The organism is Leisingera sp. G5_S3_59_S7 (assembly GCF_054968485.1).
Genome location: NZ_JBQKUH010000076.1, coordinates 1 through 16,258 on the forward strand (window position 1 = coordinate 1; position 16,258 = coordinate 16,258).

At 64.8% G+C, this 16,258-nt stretch carries 12 protein-coding genes and 1 pseudogene; 1 reads left to right on the forward strand and 12 read right to left on the reverse strand.

Translation table 11 applies throughout. The features are described 5' to 3' along the window. Positions 1-1,093, forward strand: a 1,093-nt coding sequence (locus ACTRWG_RS20960) for a calcium-binding protein (RefSeq protein ID WP_462829894.1), incomplete at its 5' end; no start/stop codon positions are given. A 153-nt stretch (positions 1,094-1,246) separates the two neighbouring features. On the opposite strand, the gene ACTRWG_RS20965 is transcribed toward ACTRWG_RS20960, so the two are convergent. From ACTRWG_RS20965 to ACTRWG_RS21020, 12 genes and pseudogenes are all read right to left on the reverse strand, one after another. Next, a complete protein-coding gene (locus tag ACTRWG_RS20965; protein WP_462829895.1) occupies positions 1,247-2,386 on the reverse strand; it encodes a glycosyltransferase family 4 protein in 1,140 nt (379 codons plus the stop codon). A 13-nt stretch (positions 2,387-2,399) separates the two neighbouring features. Then, a complete protein-coding gene (locus ACTRWG_RS20970; protein ID WP_259959510.1) occupies positions 2,400-3,572 on the reverse strand; it encodes a glycosyltransferase family 4 protein in 1,173 nt (390 codons plus the stop codon). Further along, a complete protein-coding gene (locus tag ACTRWG_RS20975) occupies positions 3,553-4,524 on the reverse strand; it encodes a glycosyltransferase family 2 protein (protein ID WP_462829896.1) in 972 nt (323 codons plus the stop codon). Before ACTRWG_RS20975 ends, ACTRWG_RS20970 begins: the two co-directional genes overlap by 20 nt. Next, entirely contained in the window at positions 4,517-5,362 is an 846-nt protein-coding gene (locus tag ACTRWG_RS20980) for a glycosyltransferase family 2 protein (protein WP_259959508.1), read from the reverse strand. The genes ACTRWG_RS20975 and ACTRWG_RS20980 overlap by 8 nt, the downstream gene beginning before the upstream one ends. Further along, positions 5,359-6,336, reverse strand: a complete 978-nt coding sequence (locus ACTRWG_RS20985) for a UDP-glucuronic acid decarboxylase family protein (protein ID WP_259959507.1) — start codon at positions 6,334-6,336, stop codon at positions 5,359-5,361. Before ACTRWG_RS20985 ends, ACTRWG_RS20980 begins: the two co-directional genes overlap by 4 nt. Next, complete coding sequence (locus tag ACTRWG_RS20990; RefSeq protein ID WP_462829897.1) at positions 6,336-7,307, reverse strand: sulfotransferase family protein; 972 nt, start codon at positions 7,305-7,307, stop codon at positions 6,336-6,338. The genes ACTRWG_RS20985 and ACTRWG_RS20990 overlap by 1 nt, the downstream gene beginning before the upstream one ends. Continuing rightward, complete coding sequence (locus ACTRWG_RS20995; RefSeq protein WP_462829898.1) at positions 7,276-8,655, reverse strand: O-antigen ligase family protein; 1,380 nt, start codon at positions 8,653-8,655, stop codon at positions 7,276-7,278. Before ACTRWG_RS20995 ends, ACTRWG_RS20990 begins: the two co-directional genes overlap by 32 nt. Beyond that, on the reverse strand, positions 8,645-10,981 hold the full coding sequence (locus ACTRWG_RS21000; RefSeq protein WP_462829899.1) for a glycosyltransferase: 2,337 nt from the start codon (positions 10,979-10,981) through the stop codon (positions 8,645-8,647). Before ACTRWG_RS21000 ends, ACTRWG_RS20995 begins: the two co-directional genes overlap by 11 nt. Before the next feature lie 129 nt (positions 10,982-11,110). Then, complete coding sequence (locus ACTRWG_RS21005; RefSeq protein WP_259969833.1) at positions 11,111-12,910, reverse strand: ABC transporter ATP-binding protein; 1,800 nt, start codon at positions 12,908-12,910, stop codon at positions 11,111-11,113. 186 nt (positions 12,911-13,096) lie between these two features. Beyond that, positions 13,097-13,786 (reverse strand): sugar transferase, encoded by a 690-nt coding sequence (locus ACTRWG_RS21010; protein ID WP_311199222.1) that lies wholly within the window; start codon positions 13,784-13,786, stop codon positions 13,097-13,099. A gap of 262 nt (positions 13,787-14,048) precedes the next feature. Further along, a complete protein-coding gene (locus ACTRWG_RS21015; protein ID WP_462829900.1) occupies positions 14,049-14,264 on the reverse strand; it encodes a hypothetical protein in 216 nt (71 codons plus the stop codon). Positions 14,265-14,439: 175 nt separating this feature from the next. Beyond that, a pseudogene (locus ACTRWG_RS21020) lies at positions 14,440-16,258 on the reverse strand (hypothetical protein); the annotation flags it as partial.

A 16,258-nucleotide genomic window follows, 5' to 3' on the forward strand; every position in this document is an offset into this window, starting at 1 on the left:
GGGCGGCTTCAAGGACGGCCAGGTGCTGAATTCGGTGTTCTACGACAACGGCGTCAGCGGCATCGACATCAAGAGCCTGTATAAATCCAGTTCGGATTTCAACGCCAGCAAGCAGAACCACAACATCCGCATCTCCGGCAGCGAGTTCATCGACAGCCCCAACGGGGTTGTTGTGACCGTGCTCAACCCCAACGGCCTGCTGAACAAGAGCAACGCGCATCTGATGCCGCATGACATCAAGGTCAGCGACTCGATCTTCGAGAACAACACCTCGCAGGGCGGGCGCGCTTTCCTGATCAAGGACGGCTATGACATCAGCTGGGAGGGGATTTCCCTGCTCGGCAAGGTCAACGAGATGCGCTTCCTGGGCGCCGAAGCCCCCACGCCCCCCTCGGGCACCAACCTGGGCGGCGACATCGAGACCACCGGCGCGCCGCGCAAGCTGTCCGTCAGCGAGCTGTGGTCCGGTTCCACCGGCCCGGTTGCAGGCGGCGAAAGCGATGGCGGATCCGGCGGCAGCACAACACCCGAGCCTGAACCTTCGCCTGAACCTGCGCCGGATGGCGACCCCAACCTGGTGACCGGCAACGCGCAGGACAATACCCTGCACGGCACGGCAGAGACGGATATTATCAAGGGGCTCGAGGGCCAGGACATGCTGGCTGGCTACGGCAGCAGGGACCGGCTCAGAGGCGGCAAGGACGAGGATACCGTCGACGGCGGCGGCGGCAAGGACAAGGTCTTTGGCGGCGGCGGAGCAGACACCGTCTATGGCGGCGGCAACTCCGACGTCCTGAAGGGCGGCGGCGGCAAGGACCTTCTGGATGGCGGCAACGGCGACGACCAGATCACAGGCGGCGGCGGCAGCGACACATTTGTGTTCACCGCGGGCCACGGCCAGGACACGGTTCTGGATTTCACCTCCGGAACCGACGTGATCGACCTGAGCGGGCTGGGCCAAGGCGCAAACAGCTACAGCGATCTGGAAATCAGCAGCCAGGGCGGCAGCGCGCTGATTGACACCGGGGAAGGCACCATCCTGCTGCAGGGGCTCCAGGTTTCGGAACTCGGGGCGGACGACTTCCTGTTCTGACGCGCCCGTCATCAGGCCTGCCCGTCCGGCGGCTTTGAATCTGCGCAAGCAGATCCGGGCGGGCCACGATTTTCCTGCGCTGCGGAAGCCATGCCTTCGCAGCGCAGCCGCCATCCTTTGCCAGCGCCGCAGCGCTGCGGGTCAGGCTGCCGGTCAGAGCCGGCCTGGCTGGTCCGGCTTGCCCGCGATTTCCGAGATTGCCTCCGTATAGGCGCGGATCACGATTTTCTCGTCAAATTGCCGTTCGACAAGCGCGCGGCCGGCAGCGCCCATTTTCTGCAGGGTATCCTGCGGCGCCGCGGCAACGCGCAGCATTGCCCGCCCAAGATCAAGACTGTCGCGCGGCGCCACCAGAAAGCCGCTTTCCCCGTCGATCACCACTGTGCGGCATCCGGCTGTATCCGTGGTGATGACCGGCCGTCCGCAGGCCCCGGCTTCCAGGAGCGCGCGCGGCGTCCCCTCGCGGTAATAGCTGGGCATAACCACGCAGGTTGCCTGCGCAAGAACCGGGCGGATGTCGCGCTGGCGGCCGAGGTATTCGATGATCCCCTCCTCCTCCCATTGCGACAGCACCGCCTTGGGAACTGCTGCCGGGCCCGGCGTTTCAAGACCGCCGGCCAGCCTGAAAACAGCCTTGGGAAAGACCTCGCGCACCTGCCGCGCCGCTTCGGCGTATTCCCCGATACCCTTCTCCCAAAGCAGCCGGGCAACCAGCAGGAAGACAGGCGCCTCCGGGCGCCCGGGCACCGGGGAGGCGGTGAACCGCGCCAGGTCGACCCCCGACCCGGGCAGGATCCGCGCGGTTCCGGACGCAACCAGCCCGGCCCGCAGAAACTGCTCCTGATCTTCGAGGTTCTGGAAAAAGACAATGGGAGCGGCCCGGAAGGCATGGCGGTACACCCGGGCCGCAAAAGCCGCCAAGGGGCCCTTGCCGGAAAACACAGACCCCAAACCGGTTACATTCGGGATGATCGGCGTCCCGGTCAGGCGCGCCGCCAGCCCCGCATAGAGGTTGTTCTTGATCGTATAGCTGAGGATGGCGTCAGGCCGCAAAGCCCGGATATGCCCGATCATCGCCCTGAGGCAGCCGGCCTCCCGCACCGGCGAGGTGCCGCGGCGGTCCATTTTCAGCTCCACATACCTGCAGCCGATGTCGCTGAGAATGGCATCGGTGTAATCGTCGCGCGGCGCCAGCACGGTGATCTCGTGGCCGGCCGCCATCAGCGCCCGCAGAAGGCCGGAGCGGAAGTTCACGACGTTGAAGGAGGAATTGACGGTCACAACCAGCTTCATGGGATTTCGCACCTCATGATACTGCATCACTGTAAATTCCGGCCATGGCGCGGGCGCAGCTTGACCAGCTGAATTGCCGGGCCCGGCGCCTGCCCTGCGCCGCCATGCGGGCGCGCAGGTCTTCGGAGCCGCACACCCGCAGGATGGCAGCGGCCAGCGCCTCGGGGTCCGCGGCATCGCAGAGGCATCCGGCCTGGCCCGCCACCTCGGGCAGCGAGGTCCGGTCCGAGGCGACCACGGGGGTGCCGCTGGCCATGGCTTCAAGAACCGGCAGGCCGAAGCCTTCGAACAGCGACGGGTGCACGTAAAGATCCGCCGCCTGGTACAGCGCCCGCAGTTCCGGGTCGGACACGTAGCCCAGGCGGTGCACGCGGTTGCGCAGCGCCGGTGCGGCAAGCGCTTGGGCGATTTCCCCGCTGTCCCAGCCTGCGCCGCCGGCCAGCACCAGATGGTGCGGGATGCTGCTGCCCAGAACCGTCATCGCCCGCAGCAGGCCGGCCAGGTTCTTGCGCGGGCTGGCGGCGCCAGCGGACAGGATGAACGGGACACCGGGCGGCAAGGCAAACCGGTGCAGCAGCGCCGGGTCCGCCGGGGTGAAAAACGCCTCCGAAACGCCTTCCAGCACAACCCGCAGCCGCGCCTCGACCCCGGGGCCTGCATACTCCCGGACGGTGTCGGCGGTGTATTGCGACACGCAGGCAATGACATCTGCCTGCCGCACCGCCTGATCGAGGCTGCGCTGCATGACCCAAGGGCGGGTGTTGCGGAAATAGTCCGGGCGGATCAAAGGGCCCAGGTCGTGAATTGTCACCACCAGGGGCTTTTTCGTGGCCACCGGGTAGCCGAGCGAGACGGCGTGGACCACATCGACCGGCGCGTCCAGGCAGGCCTCCAGGGACGGGCGCCCGAGAAACGTCCAGAGCAGCGAGGTGCCGCGGCGGCCAAGCCCTGTGAGCTGCAGCCCGGTTTCCTGCTGGCGCGCGGCAAGCGCTTCCGGCTCCAGCCCCGACCATCCGGCAACGGGGATGATCTCGGGCCCGCCCGCGCTCCGCAGCGCCTCCAGCAGCTCCCGCGCGTAGCGGGCCAGCCCATGCCCCTGCCGGTCGCCGAACTGATTGGCGAAACAGGCCACCCGCAGCCCCTGCCCGGGGATCATGCCTGCGCGTTCAATGGTTGCGGATTGCAAGAAATGTCCTCCCGAATACGCTGTTCCAGCGGCGCCGGAGCCGGCCGCGGATCCCCGCGGGCAGAAACGCGCCCAGCAGGGCGGCCCAGGAATCCGCCGCAAACGGCCACAGTGCGATGGCAATCAGATAGTGGCGGATGGCGGTCCCGCGCCGGCCCAGGTAATGGAACTGCACCCGCCCGGTGCGGCGGTGAAAGCCGGCCCGGGCCGCCAGCGGCAGCCACCAGGCGCGGCGGCGCCGCAGCGGCGCGTATTTGTCCAGGATCCGCTTGTGCGCGCGCAGCTCCCGCGCCGGATCCGAAACCGTCCGCGGCCCCGAATGCTGGCGCAGATCCACCAGAACCTCCGGAACACAGCCGATCGGGGCCAGCCGGGCAAGGCGTATCCACATGTCCCAGTCCTGCCGGGCGGCAAGCTCAAGATCGAATTTGCCGGCCTCCATCAGCAGCCGCCGGCGGGCGGTATAGGCCGAGGTCGGCGCCGTCACATCGCTGACCAGCAAGGCGTTCAGCAGGTCGCCTTCCGGGTAGGCATGGCGCGGCTGCGCGATCACCCGGCCGCTTTCGGCATCGGTTTCCCGCAAGCCGCAGTAGACCGCCCCGAACTCCGGCCGCGCTGCCAGCCGCGCCATCTGCTTTTCGATCTTTTGCGGATGCCACAGGTCGTCGCTGTCCAGAAAGGCAACAAACTGGCCGCGCGCCCTGTCTATGCCGCGGTTGCGGGCCGCATTGCCGCCCGCGTTCGGCTGTTTTTCGTAAACCACCGGCAGCGGCACCGTCTTTGCCCAGGCGCTGACCCGCGCCGCGGTGTCATCCTCCGACCCGTCGTCTATGACAATGATTTCCAGGTCGCGGAAGGTCTGCACCTGCACGCTGTCCAGCGCCGCGCAAATCAGGTGCCCCCGGTTATACGTGGGCACCACCACCGAGACCTTTGGCGGCGCATCAGCCATTGCGGTCCGCCGCCGCCCAGGACACCTGCCGCTCCAGTTCCGCCCGCGAAATGCGGTTCTGCCGGTCCCACACCAGCGCATAGGCGCGGAACACCGCCGTTGCCGAGTGCAGCGCCGAAATCAGCCCCGGCGTGCCATCGAGAAACCCCTTCTTGTAAAAGTATTTCTTCAGGAACTCCTTGACCGGCGCCCAAAGGATCTGCCAGCCGCGGATCTGCCGTTTGCTCTCCTCGACGTGCTTGACGGTCTCCTCCAGATAGGTGGAGCTCTTCTTCAGGCGCTTTTCGAAATTATGCTCGTTGAAGTGGATCATCTTGCCGCTGAGCTGGCCCACCCGTTGCGCGGGCGCATCCAGGTGGCAGGTCTCGTGGAACATGCCGCCGAAGCGGAACAAGTCGCGCCGGGCCAGGTGGATCAGGTTCCAGTCCTGCCAGCCGCCGCCATGCATCGGCCGGTGCATGAAATGATTGAGGCGCCGGAAGCGGTAGCCGTCCATCTGCTCATTCCGGATCGCGTCGCGGATCTCGCCGGCCAGCTCGCGGGAGACCCGTTCGTCGATATCCATATGCAGCAGCCAGTCGCTGGCGGCGGCGTCGATGCCCTTGTTGCGCTGATCGCTGTAATATTCGCCGGGCTTGCGCGGCGACCGGAGAAACCGGACGTTGCCGCCCGCCGCCGCGCAGATCTCTTCGGTGCGGTCGGTCGAGCCGTCATCCACAATGATGATCTCATCGACCCAGCCGATCAGGTTGGCCAGAAACCCGGGCAGGTCCTCTTCCTCGTTGTAGCTGATGGCCACAACGCCCAGGGTGGCGGGGGCGCGCTCGAACGGGCTCATCGGGCCGCCTGGGCCAATCCGGCGTCCGGTCCGGACAGCAGGCCGTCAAAATAGCTGATGGTCTTGCTCAGCCCTTCTTCCAGCGGAACCGCAGGCGCCCAGTCCAGCTCGCGCTTGGCCAGCGAAATATCCGGGCGGCGCTGCATCGGATCATCCTGCGGCAGCGGCCGGTAGACGATCTCGGACTGCGAGCCGGTCATCTCCACGATCCGCTCCGCCAGCTCGCGGATGGTGATCTCGACCGGGTTGCCCAGGTTCATCGGGCCATGGCAGCCGGGGCCTGCCGCCATGAAGCGGACAATCGCTTCGACAAGGTCGCTGACATAGCAGAACGACCGGGTCTGCATCCCGTCGCCGAACAGCGTGATCGGCTCGCCTTTCAGGGCCTGCACGATGAAATTCGACACCACGCGCCCGTCATTGGGATGCATTCTGGGGCCGTAGGTGTTGAAGATGCGCGCCACTTTGACATCCAGCCCGGTCTGCCGGTGGTAGTCGAAGAACAGCGTCTCCGCGCAGCGCTTGCCCTCGTCATAGCAGGACCGCGGGCCGATCGGATTGACATTGCCCCAGTAGTCCTCCCGCTGCGGGTTCACCTTGGGGTCGCCGTAGACTTCGCTGGTGGAGGCCTGCAGGATCGGGCACTTGAGGCGCTTGGCCAGCCCCAGCAGGTTGATGGCGCCATGCACGCTGGTTTTCGTGGTCTGGATCGGGTCGTGCTGGTAATGGACCGGCGAGGCCGGGCAGGCGAGATTGAAGATCGCGTCCACCTCGACATAAAGCGGGAACGTGACATCGTGGCGTATCAGCTCGAAATGCACGTTGTTCTTCAGGTGATAGATGTTCGGTTTTGTTCCGGTGTAAAAATTGTCGACGCACAAGACGTCGGTGCCGTCCGCGATCAGCCGGTCGATCAGATGAGACCCGATGAAACCAGCGCCGCCTGTGACCAATACCTGTTTGTTAATACTCATTATGACTCCACACCTGGGTTCCTAAGTGACTCGTCTTTTGCCGGTTTCCGGCCCAAGGCCCTGCGCAGGCGCAGCAGGGCCGGCTGCACGAACCTGTCCCTGAGCCGGTTGACGCGCAGCCGGGGCGACCGGCGCTTGGGGGCTTTCAGCGGCGCGCCTGCACCGGCGGGCTGCGGATTGGCCAGATCTGCGCTGCTGTAGCCGAAGCGCCGGGCGATCTGCTGAACCGCGGGATCAAGCTGCAGGGTATAGCTGCTGTCCTGCTTCCATTTTTCAGAGGATTTCGCATGGGTGCCGGAGCCGGCCCGGGGGTCGGGCTCTATGCCGATGAACCGGCAGATTGCGGCAAAGCCGTCAGCAGGCGCTTGCACCAGATCCTCGTAGCGGACCGTCAGCAGCCTGCCTTCGGGCAGCATCTGTTCAAACGCCAGCAGGTTGCGGCAGATTTCCAGCCAGCCGTATTGCCGCTTGCCCGGGTCCGTGCCGAACAGCGCGGCGGCGGAATACATCGTGCCGTGCGGGTTGCGGACCATGGCCACGATCTTCACGTCAAACCTGGTGGTCTGCATCCATTCCAGGATCAGGCTGAGCGCCGCCCAGTGGGCAAGGAACTGCGGCGATTTTTCAAAGAACACCGGGCGCGCATAGGCTTGGCACAGGGCTTCCCAGCCCTCAAAGACAAGCGCCCGGTCGTCTGCGGGCGGCTGGAAATCCGGCACGCACCGCGCCAGCAGATCAATCATATAGGCGCGCGCATTCGCCCGGCTGCCATAGCCGCCGTAGGCCCGCCCCGAGCTGAACAGCCGGTCCGGGCGCCGCAGCAGCACCGCGGCCGTCAGCCACCAATGGGTCTCCAGATTGGAATGCGGCGAATAGGGCACGGTCTGAACGTCAGGATGGCGGCAGATTTCATCCTGGAACATGGTCGAGCCAGAACGCTTATCTGAAAGCAGGAGCACGATGCTGGGCATGAGACCTCCGTTTCGCTGATTTGACCTGCCGCGGGACTTCGAAAAAGTTCGCAAGAGACGAAATAAGTCCAATGATCAGGAAGAAAAGCATTGCGCCGCGCGGCGTCGAGACCGGAGCATGCCCGAACGCAACCCACGGCAGCAGGGCGACCACCGACAGCAGCAGCGATTGCGACAGCAATCCGGCAAAGGAGCCTTTGCGCCTGGCGAACTGCCCGGCGGCGCGAAGCGCCTGCAGCATCAGGGAGCCGTAGAGAAGCGCGGCCAGCATCCCATAGCTGTAATAGGCCATCGCAAATGCGGCATGGGTTGCCTTGCCGGCCTGCTCGGGGACCGCCCGGGTGTCCGAATACCTGACGGTGATCCCCTGCCCCAGCAGCAGGAACTGCGGCTTCTCCGCAATGTGCTGGAACGGCTCGATATAGGCCAGGATGCGCTCGCTTTCGCGCTCGTCCTGGAACGGGTTTTCCAGGATCGCCTGGCTGCGGTTGGACAGGCGGTCGAAGAAAAAGAGCTGGGAGGAAATGCCCACGGCCAGAACGACGGTGGCGCTGACCGCGACCGGAAGCAAAATCCCCCGGCGCACATATTTGAACCCGTAGAGCAGCACCATCAGCAGGATGAGCAGGCTGCCCAGGATCGGCCCGCGGGAATAGCTCATCACAACCCCCATCGGCGCCAGCAGGCAGGCGGTCAGCGTGATGCCCCGCCAGACCGGCCCCAGCCGCCACGGCCAGCGCAGCAGCAGCGCCGCAAGCGGCCAGCACGCATTGATGAATGAGGCGCCCAGGATCGAGACCCCGACCAGGGTCCGGCCGCGGACACCACTGTCTCCGGCGCTGTAATTCGCGCCCACGCCTTCCGCGGCGGGCTCAAGGAACTTGCTCGAAAACACCAGGTCCACAACCAGCACCCGCGTCATCGGCAGCGACGTGAGGATCATCAGGGACGCGGTGACCAGCATCCCCAGCACTGCTGCGCGCAAGATCACGGACACATCCTGCGGCGTCCGCACCATCAGGCCGGTGAGGAAGAACACGCTGAAGGCCAGGCAGGTGCGGATGGAGATATACAGGGAATCCTGCAAGGTGCCGAAGGTCAGAACCCCGATCACTTCGCTGGCGAGCGCCAGAGACAGGATCACCTTGACGGTCGTGGAAAACATCCGGCGCCCCCGGACCGCAGGCAGGCTCTGCGCCTTCAGGATCAGCATCAGGATCAGCAGGTCGATCATGTAGACAGGCACCGGGCCCAGCTTGACATTCAGCTTGGGCACCGCAACGAGGACAAACACGAAGACCGCGAACAGGCCGATGCCCGGGGTTATCTGGTGAGGTCTATAGGCCATAGCCGTGCCTCACTTTTGCATACAAATTCAGATGGGCGCTCACGAAGTCCTCGATTTTGAAGGCCTGCGAGCGCTCAAAACCGTTCTGCCCCAGCTGCCTGCGCAAATCCGGGGATGCAGCCAGGCGGCGGATGGCGGCCGCAATACCGGCAGGCTGCGCCGGATCGACCAGCAGGGCGGCCTGCCCGTCCGGGCCGACAACCTCGCGCAGGCCCGCAACATCGGAGGCAATGACAGGCAGCGCCGCGTTCATGCCTTCCACCGCCGCCAGCCCGAAGCCTTCCCACAAGGAGGGGATCAGGAAGATGTCCGCTTCCTGCAGCAGCGCCCGGATGTCCGGCACATATCCCGCAAACTCCACCGCTTCGGAGACGCCAAGCCGCGCGGCGGTCCTGCGCAGCGCCTCAAGCTCAGGCCCGTCGCCGGCAATCACATAGCGCAGGTTGCAGGGCATCAGCTGTGCCAGCGCCTCCAGGGCCGCGCCATAGTTCTTGGCCGGGGTCAGGCGGCCGACCGACAGCAGGGTCAAAGGCTCCGTTTCAGGCGCGCGCCGGATGGGTCTGTCAAAGAACAGCCGGCAGCCATTGGGGATCACCGTGACCCCCTTGACCCAGGGGCGTGCCTTCCTCAGCTCGGTGCTGACCCCCTGGCTGATTGCAATGATCTGCTTGAAGGCGCCGTAGACCTGCCTGTCGATTGCCCGCCCGAACAGGCTGGACCTGCGGTTGTTCGAGGTGCTGTGCTCGGTGAAAAGCACCGGCGCGCCCACCACGCCGGCCCGCACCAGGAGCGACAGGTACAGGCTGGCGGGAAACAGATGCGCATGCACGACGTCGCTGGGGCGGATGTGCCGCCTGGCATAGGCCGCGAGCCGGCTGAAGGCGCGCGGATCATAGGGGCTGCTCACCCCAAGCGACACCGCCCCTTCCGGCACGCCGCCCTCGCCGAAGCCCTCCAGCGAGACCAGATGCGCCTCGATCCCTTCCGACTGCAGCTGGCCGTGCAGGCTGCGGGCCATCCGCTCGGCGCCGCCGCGTTTCATGTCGATGCTGTTGATGATCTGAAACACCCGCGGCCGCGCCGCCGGGTCCGGCGCCGCTGCGGACGGCGGCCGCCGCCGCAGCCTGCTGAGGCTGCCGCGCAGCGCCTTGCGCTGCTTGGCGGGCAGGATCCGGGCCAGGGGGTGCTGCCGGAACAGCGCAGGCGCCTCAAAGCGGCCCCAGGGCACCGGCTGCCAGTCCGGCGGCGGTTCCGACATCACCGTCTCAAAGAGCCCGGCATAGGCGCGCACGCATGTTTCGCGCGAAAACCGGCTGCGGGCCGCCGCCGACACCGCCCGGCTCATCGCCTGCAGCTGCGCCCGGTCCCGGGCCAGGCGTTCGATATGCCTGGCAAACTCCGCAGTGCCGCCGGTCTCCGCCAGGAACCCGGTTTGGCCTGTATCGATCAGGAAATCGGTGATGCCCGGCAGCCGCCAGGCAACCGGGACAGCGCCGGCCGCCATCGCCTCCAGCAAGGCGTTCGGGCAGCCTTCGAAATGCGACGGGAACAGAAAGACATCGGTCTCTTCCAGAAACCCCGGGATGTCCCCGGGGGGCAGGCTGCCGAGGAAACTCACGGCGCCCGGGTCCGCCAGCCCGGCAAGCGCCCGGCGCAGGTCCGCCTCGTCCTTGCCCTGCCCTGCGATCCGCAGCTGGAACGGCACCCCGGCGTCTTCCAGCTGGCGCAGAATGGCAGGCAGGTGCATCACCCCCTTCTGCCGGTGCTCCAGCCTGCCAAGGAAGCCCAGTCTCAGGGCGTCGCCCCTGCCCCGCACCGCCCGCGCCGCCGCGGCGAACCGTTCCGGCGGCACCCCGTTGGGGATCAGGGCAATCTTGTCAGGGCGGACGCCATAGCCGGTTATCAGGTCCTCTTGCAGCCGCGGCGTCAGCGCCACGATCCGCGCCAGCCGCTCCTGGCCGATCAGGGTCAGCCGGTAGCCTTCCTCGAACCCGTTGGCGCAGCGGGCCAGAGCCCGCACATGTGCAGGAAGATGCGGCAGGGCGCTCAGGATGGCGGGGGAGTTGACGCCGAACACCGCGCCGATCTGTTCGGCCGCGCACCAGTCAGCAAACGCGCGGGCCTGTGTTTTCAGGCTGGAGCTTCTTTTCGCCAGCAGCACGCATCCCTCATCGGCAAACGCCGGGTCGGTCAGGCTGGCCTGATCGCGGCCCGCCGCGACGCAGCGCAGGTCGATGCCATGCTCCAGCAGCGCAGGCCGCATGTTGCGGTAGAAGGTGAAGGTTCCGCTGTCTTTCGGCACCGATCCGAACGCCACGCGTATCATCGGCCGTCTCCCGGCCGCCGCAGCCCTGCCCCGCCTTGGCCTGTCCTGTCTTGGCCTGACCTGTCCTGGCCCGCCCGGTTTTGGCCCGCCCGGTTCGGGCCTGCCCGGTTTTTGGCTAGGCCCATCGGATCACCCCCCGGCTGCAACGGTGATGTGATCGCCGGTCCCGAACAGGCTGTCGTAATCGGCGATGGATGTCAGCGCGCCGTTCTCCAGCGTCAGGATGATATCGCAGTCCCGCACGGTCGTGTGCCGGTGGGCCACCATGATCAGCGTCTGCGAGCCCGCCAGCTTGGAAATCTCCGCCATCACCTGCGCCTCGGTGGCGTTGTCGAGGGCGCTGGTCGCCTCGTCGAACACGATGACGTCCGGTCCGGGGTAAAGGGCGCGGGCTATGCTCAGGCGCTGCCGCTGGCCGCCGGACAGCCGCACGCCACGCTCGCCGACAAAGGTTTCATAGCCGTCGGGCAGCTCGTTGAGGATGAAGTCCTCGATCTGCGCCATGCGCGCCGCGGCCTGCAGTTTCCCGGTGTCGATATCCGCGTCGGGAACGCCGAAGGCGATGTTCTGCGCCACCGTGGCATCGCTCAGGTAGATGTCCTGCTGGACATAGCCGACATTTGCGCGCCAGGAGCGGATTTCGCCGTGCGACAGCTTGCGGCCGTCAATCCGGATCTCGCCGCGGTCCGGTTCCAGCAGCCCCAGGATCAGATCCATCAGGGTTGTCTTGCCGGCCCCGGTCCGGCCGACAATCCCCACGGACATGCCCGCTGCAATCGTGAAGGTCACGTTTTTCAGGCTGTCTTCCTCCGCGCCGGGATAGCGGAAGCACACATCCTTGAACTCGATGCTCTCCCGGAAGCGCATGGGGCCAACCGCGCCGGGCAGCGGCGGCAGATCTTCCGCGCTCTTGAAATCATCCAGGATGGAGTTCGCGGAGGCGCTGCTCAGCCGCAGGGACACAGAGGCGTTATAGCCGCGCTGAAAGGCCGGCATCATGCGGTGAAGCGCCAGGACAAAGACCCCGAGCGTCGGCAGCATATCGGCCATCGCGGCGCTGCCGGTGCCGCCGCTGCGGGCGGACAGAAACAGGGTCAGCAGCACAGTGCCGCCGATCGCGACGGCTTCGATGATGTGGCGCGGCGCCATCCGGACGGTGTTGGACAGCGCATTCGCATTGGCATAGCCGGACGACGGCACCGAATACCGTTCGACCAGGTTCCGCTCCCGGTTCAGCAGCCGGACCTGTTTGCCGCCGATCAGCGCCTCCATTGCCAGCCGGTGCCGTTTGCGGTTGGTGCTCAGGATCGTCTGGCCGAGGCGGCTTGAGATCCGGCGCACGGACAGCAGCAGCACCGCGTAAAGTGCGGAGAATGTCCCCATCGCCAGCAGCGTGACCGACGGGTTGATCACCAGCAGCAGCGCCACCAGGAAGAACAATGTCACGGCCGAGACCACGAACTCTGAAAACGCCCGGAAGACCTGCGAGACGATGCGGGCCGTCTCCGACAGCATATTCGCCACCAGCTCGCTGCTGTTGCGTTGCAGCATGAACGGGTAGGGCTGCTTCAGATAGGCCGTCAGCAGGCGTTTCGACAGGCTGTGAATCCGCCCTTCCAGCCAGCGGTTGGCGACATAGACGGTCAGGATCTTCAGCCCCGCGGTGGCGATGAGCATGACAAAGAACACGATGCCCAGCACAAAGATGAACTCATCGGCGCTGCCAAAGCCGCCGCTTGTGTAAACGTATGACAAGTAGCTGTTTGACTGAATGAGCCCGGGTTCGCCGAGCACCTTGAGAAAGGGGAAGATCATTGCAACGCCCACCATGTCGGCAAATCCGCTGAGGATAATGAGCGGCATGATAAGCATTGCCGTTTTGCGCTCTGCCGGGGTCAGCAGGCGCACGGCCAGAGTCAGGCTTTTCATGACGGTCTCCGGCAAGGTTTTGAATTGTATTTGGAATTGTGCCTCCGGCGCGGAACGGAATTGCCGGGAGCACGCGGCGGCCGCGGCCGCCCTGTTTTCTGAAAGACGCTGGCCGGGCGCGCCATGGCCGCCCCGCTCAGCTTCCCTGAAACCAATACCAAATCACAATGCACAAGACTGCTTTCGTTACAGGCGCGGCGGCCATCCAAACACGATCTTGATTGTTGCAACTAATACGAAAAGATCCAGCCGCCACCCCATGTTGCGGACATAATAGGCATCCAGATCAAGTTTCTTCCGGGCCATTTCGATGCAATCCGTGTAGCCCTGGGTGACTTGCGCATAGCCGCTCATGCCCGGCTTGACCGTCTCGCGGATGCCGTATCCGGGAATGGCCTGCCGGTAGGTTTCGGCAAAGGAGATGATTTCGGGTCTCGGGCCGATCAGGCTCATCTGCCCCATCAGGACGTTCAGGATCTGCGGCAGCTCATCCAGCTTGGTGTCGCGCATCCAGTGCCCCAGGGGGGTGATGCGGGATGTTTCCAGGGGATCATCCGCCCCCCGGCGGCCTGCGCCGCTGCGGGTCATGGTGCGGAATTTGATCATTGTGAACCCCTGCCTGTTCCGGCCGCAGCGCTGCTGCAGGAAAAACAGGGACCCCGGGTTACGGAAGGGGTTCAGGCACAGCAGAACACAGCAAATTCCAAGCAGCAGCGGCAAGGACGCCAGGCTGATCAGAATGTCTGCAGCCCGTTTGGAAATCAGATAAGCCCGCCACTTCCCTGCACGGGCTAACGCACCTGAAAGATTTTCCCTCTCTCCGCCGGGATAGTAATACCGCTTGGCGGCGCTCTTTAACATAACACCATTTTTCATTGAACTGGTAACCGTCTATTAAACCCACACAGGGAGGGCACAGAAACCGGCTGCCCTAAACAAAAAATCCAGCCTTGAAAAACAGGCGGGATGGGCATTGAATTCTGTGAAAATCAGTCCCCCCAGACCCCTCACATGCGGCCTTTGGAACACACTGCAAGCAGACCGCTGTACAAGTATGCCGTCCGGCCGCCGTTCTGCCAAGATAAAATTTTAGGAATATACGCTGAAAAACAGGTGCGGATTTTTATATGGCGCCGTTTTAGTTAAACCATCCCGGAATGCGGGTGCGGCCGCGGGAAGGCGCTGATTTTATTGATATAATTCTGCCCAAAAAAAGCGCGGCAAAAAACAGGGAAATAGCAATCAGAAAGCCTATTGCAATCGCAGGAAGAAAGTAAAAATCAAAAAGCAACCATAAGGCAAATGCGGAAATCCACATTGCGCAAACCGAAATAAAGAACGAAGGAATCGCCATGCTGGACCTTGAGCCTGGGGCATATGGCATACTGTTATTCCGGCATTGCATGCGAAGCTAGAGGCCCGCCGGGGTTTGCGGAGAAATAACGCCGCCGGGCCCGTGCCGCCCCGGCCTTTTATCTGCTGCCTGCCGGCAGCTGCGGTGCAGGGACTGGCCCTGCACCGCATTGTTTTCAGACGAGCAGGAAGTCGTCGCTCAGCGCCGCGCTGCCGGTGGCAATGGCAAAATCGCTGATGGTGCCGTCAAAGGCATCGGTGAAGCCCGCTTCGCCCGATTTGCTGGCCCAGCCGTTGGCGCCGACCTGCAGGTGCTCCGCGTTGTCCAGCCAGTCGAACTCAAAGTCCGCCTCTCCGGCCAGCTCGCCGTTCAGCCGCAGCGCAACCTTGCCGCCGCCGAAGCTGGCGCTGACCGAATAATCGGTGTCCGCCTCGATGCCGGCGACTTCGAAGGTTTCCGACGCATCGCCTTCCTGGAACCGCACGAACAGCTTGCCGTTGCTGATGTAGCTGGTGAAGTGCCCGTCATTGACATCGGCGCCATAGGCATCTTTCGAGACCAGCCCCTGGCGGCCGCTGACCGTGTCGGCATTGAAGGTGAAGGCGATGTTGCCGGCCTCCGCCTGCAGCGCCTGGTCCGGGGCAAACTCCAGCACCGAGCTCTTGCTGCCGTTGAACTCCATCGGGCCATCCAGCTCGAAGATGTCCGCAAGCGCCGGCAGGGTGGTGTCCGTCTGCTGGCTGCCCGTGTCTTCCACGGAAGAGTCCGTGCCGGTTTCGGGTGCCGCAGAGGTGCTGCTGTCCGTATCCGTGCTGCCGGTGCCGGTTTCACCGCCGTCCGCACCGGAGACTGCCGCCGCGGTGTTGAAGCCTTCGGTGATCCCGACGTCCGAGATGGTGCCGTCAAAGGCCGCCACGAAGCCGGCCTCGCCGGACTTGCTGGCCCAGCCGTTTGCGCCGATCTGCAGGTATTCCTTGTTGTCCATCCAGTCCACCTTGAAGGCAGCACTGTCGGCCAGCACATCGTTGACCCACAGGGACACCTGGCCGTCGCCGAAGCTGGTGCGCACGTCATAGTCCGTGTGCGCCTCGATGCCGTCCATCTTCAGCGTCTTGGAGGCTGACCCTTCCTGGTAGCGGACGTGCAATGTGCCGTCCTTGATGTAGGAGGTGAAATGCCCGTCGTTCACGGTGCTGCCGCGGGCGTCCTTGGACACAAGCCCCTGGCTGCCGCTGACCTTATCCGCGTTGAACGCAAAGGACACCGTTGCGGATTGGGCATTTGTGGCGGCGGACGGCGCCACCTCGATCACCTTGGCGGCGGTTCCGTCGAACTCCATCGCGCCCGACCGCTGGAACAGCATCTCGCCGCTGCCGGCCGGAGCGGAAGTGTCTTCCTCCGGGGCCGGCTTGGGCTGCGGCTCGGGTTCCGGCGCAGGCTCAGGCGCGGGCTCCGGCGCGGGCGCAGGTTCAGTGCTGCCGCCGGATCCGCCATCGCTCTCGCCGCCTGCAACCGGGCCGGTGGAACCGGACCACAGCTCGCTGACGGACAGCTTGCGCGGCGCGCCGGTGGTTTCAATGTCACCGCCCAGGTTGGTGCCCGAGGGAGGGGTGGGGGCTTCGGCGCCCAGGAAGCGCATCTCGTTGACCTTGCCGAGCAGGGAAATCCCCTCCCAGGTGATGTCATAGCCGTCCTTGATCAGGAACGCGCGCCCGCCCTGCGAGGTGTTGTTCTCGAAGATCGAGTCGCTGACCTTGATGTCATGCGGCATCAGATGCGCGTTGCTCTTGTTCAGCAGGCCGTTGGGGTTGAGCACGGTGACAACAACGCCGTTGGGGCTGTCGATGAACTCGCTGCCCGAAATGCGGATGTTGTGGTTCTGCTTGCTGGCGTTGAAATCCGAGCTGGACTTGTACAGGCTCTTGATGTCGATGCCGCTGACGCCGTTGTCGTAGAACACCGAATTCAGCACCTGGCCGTCCTTGAAGCCGCCG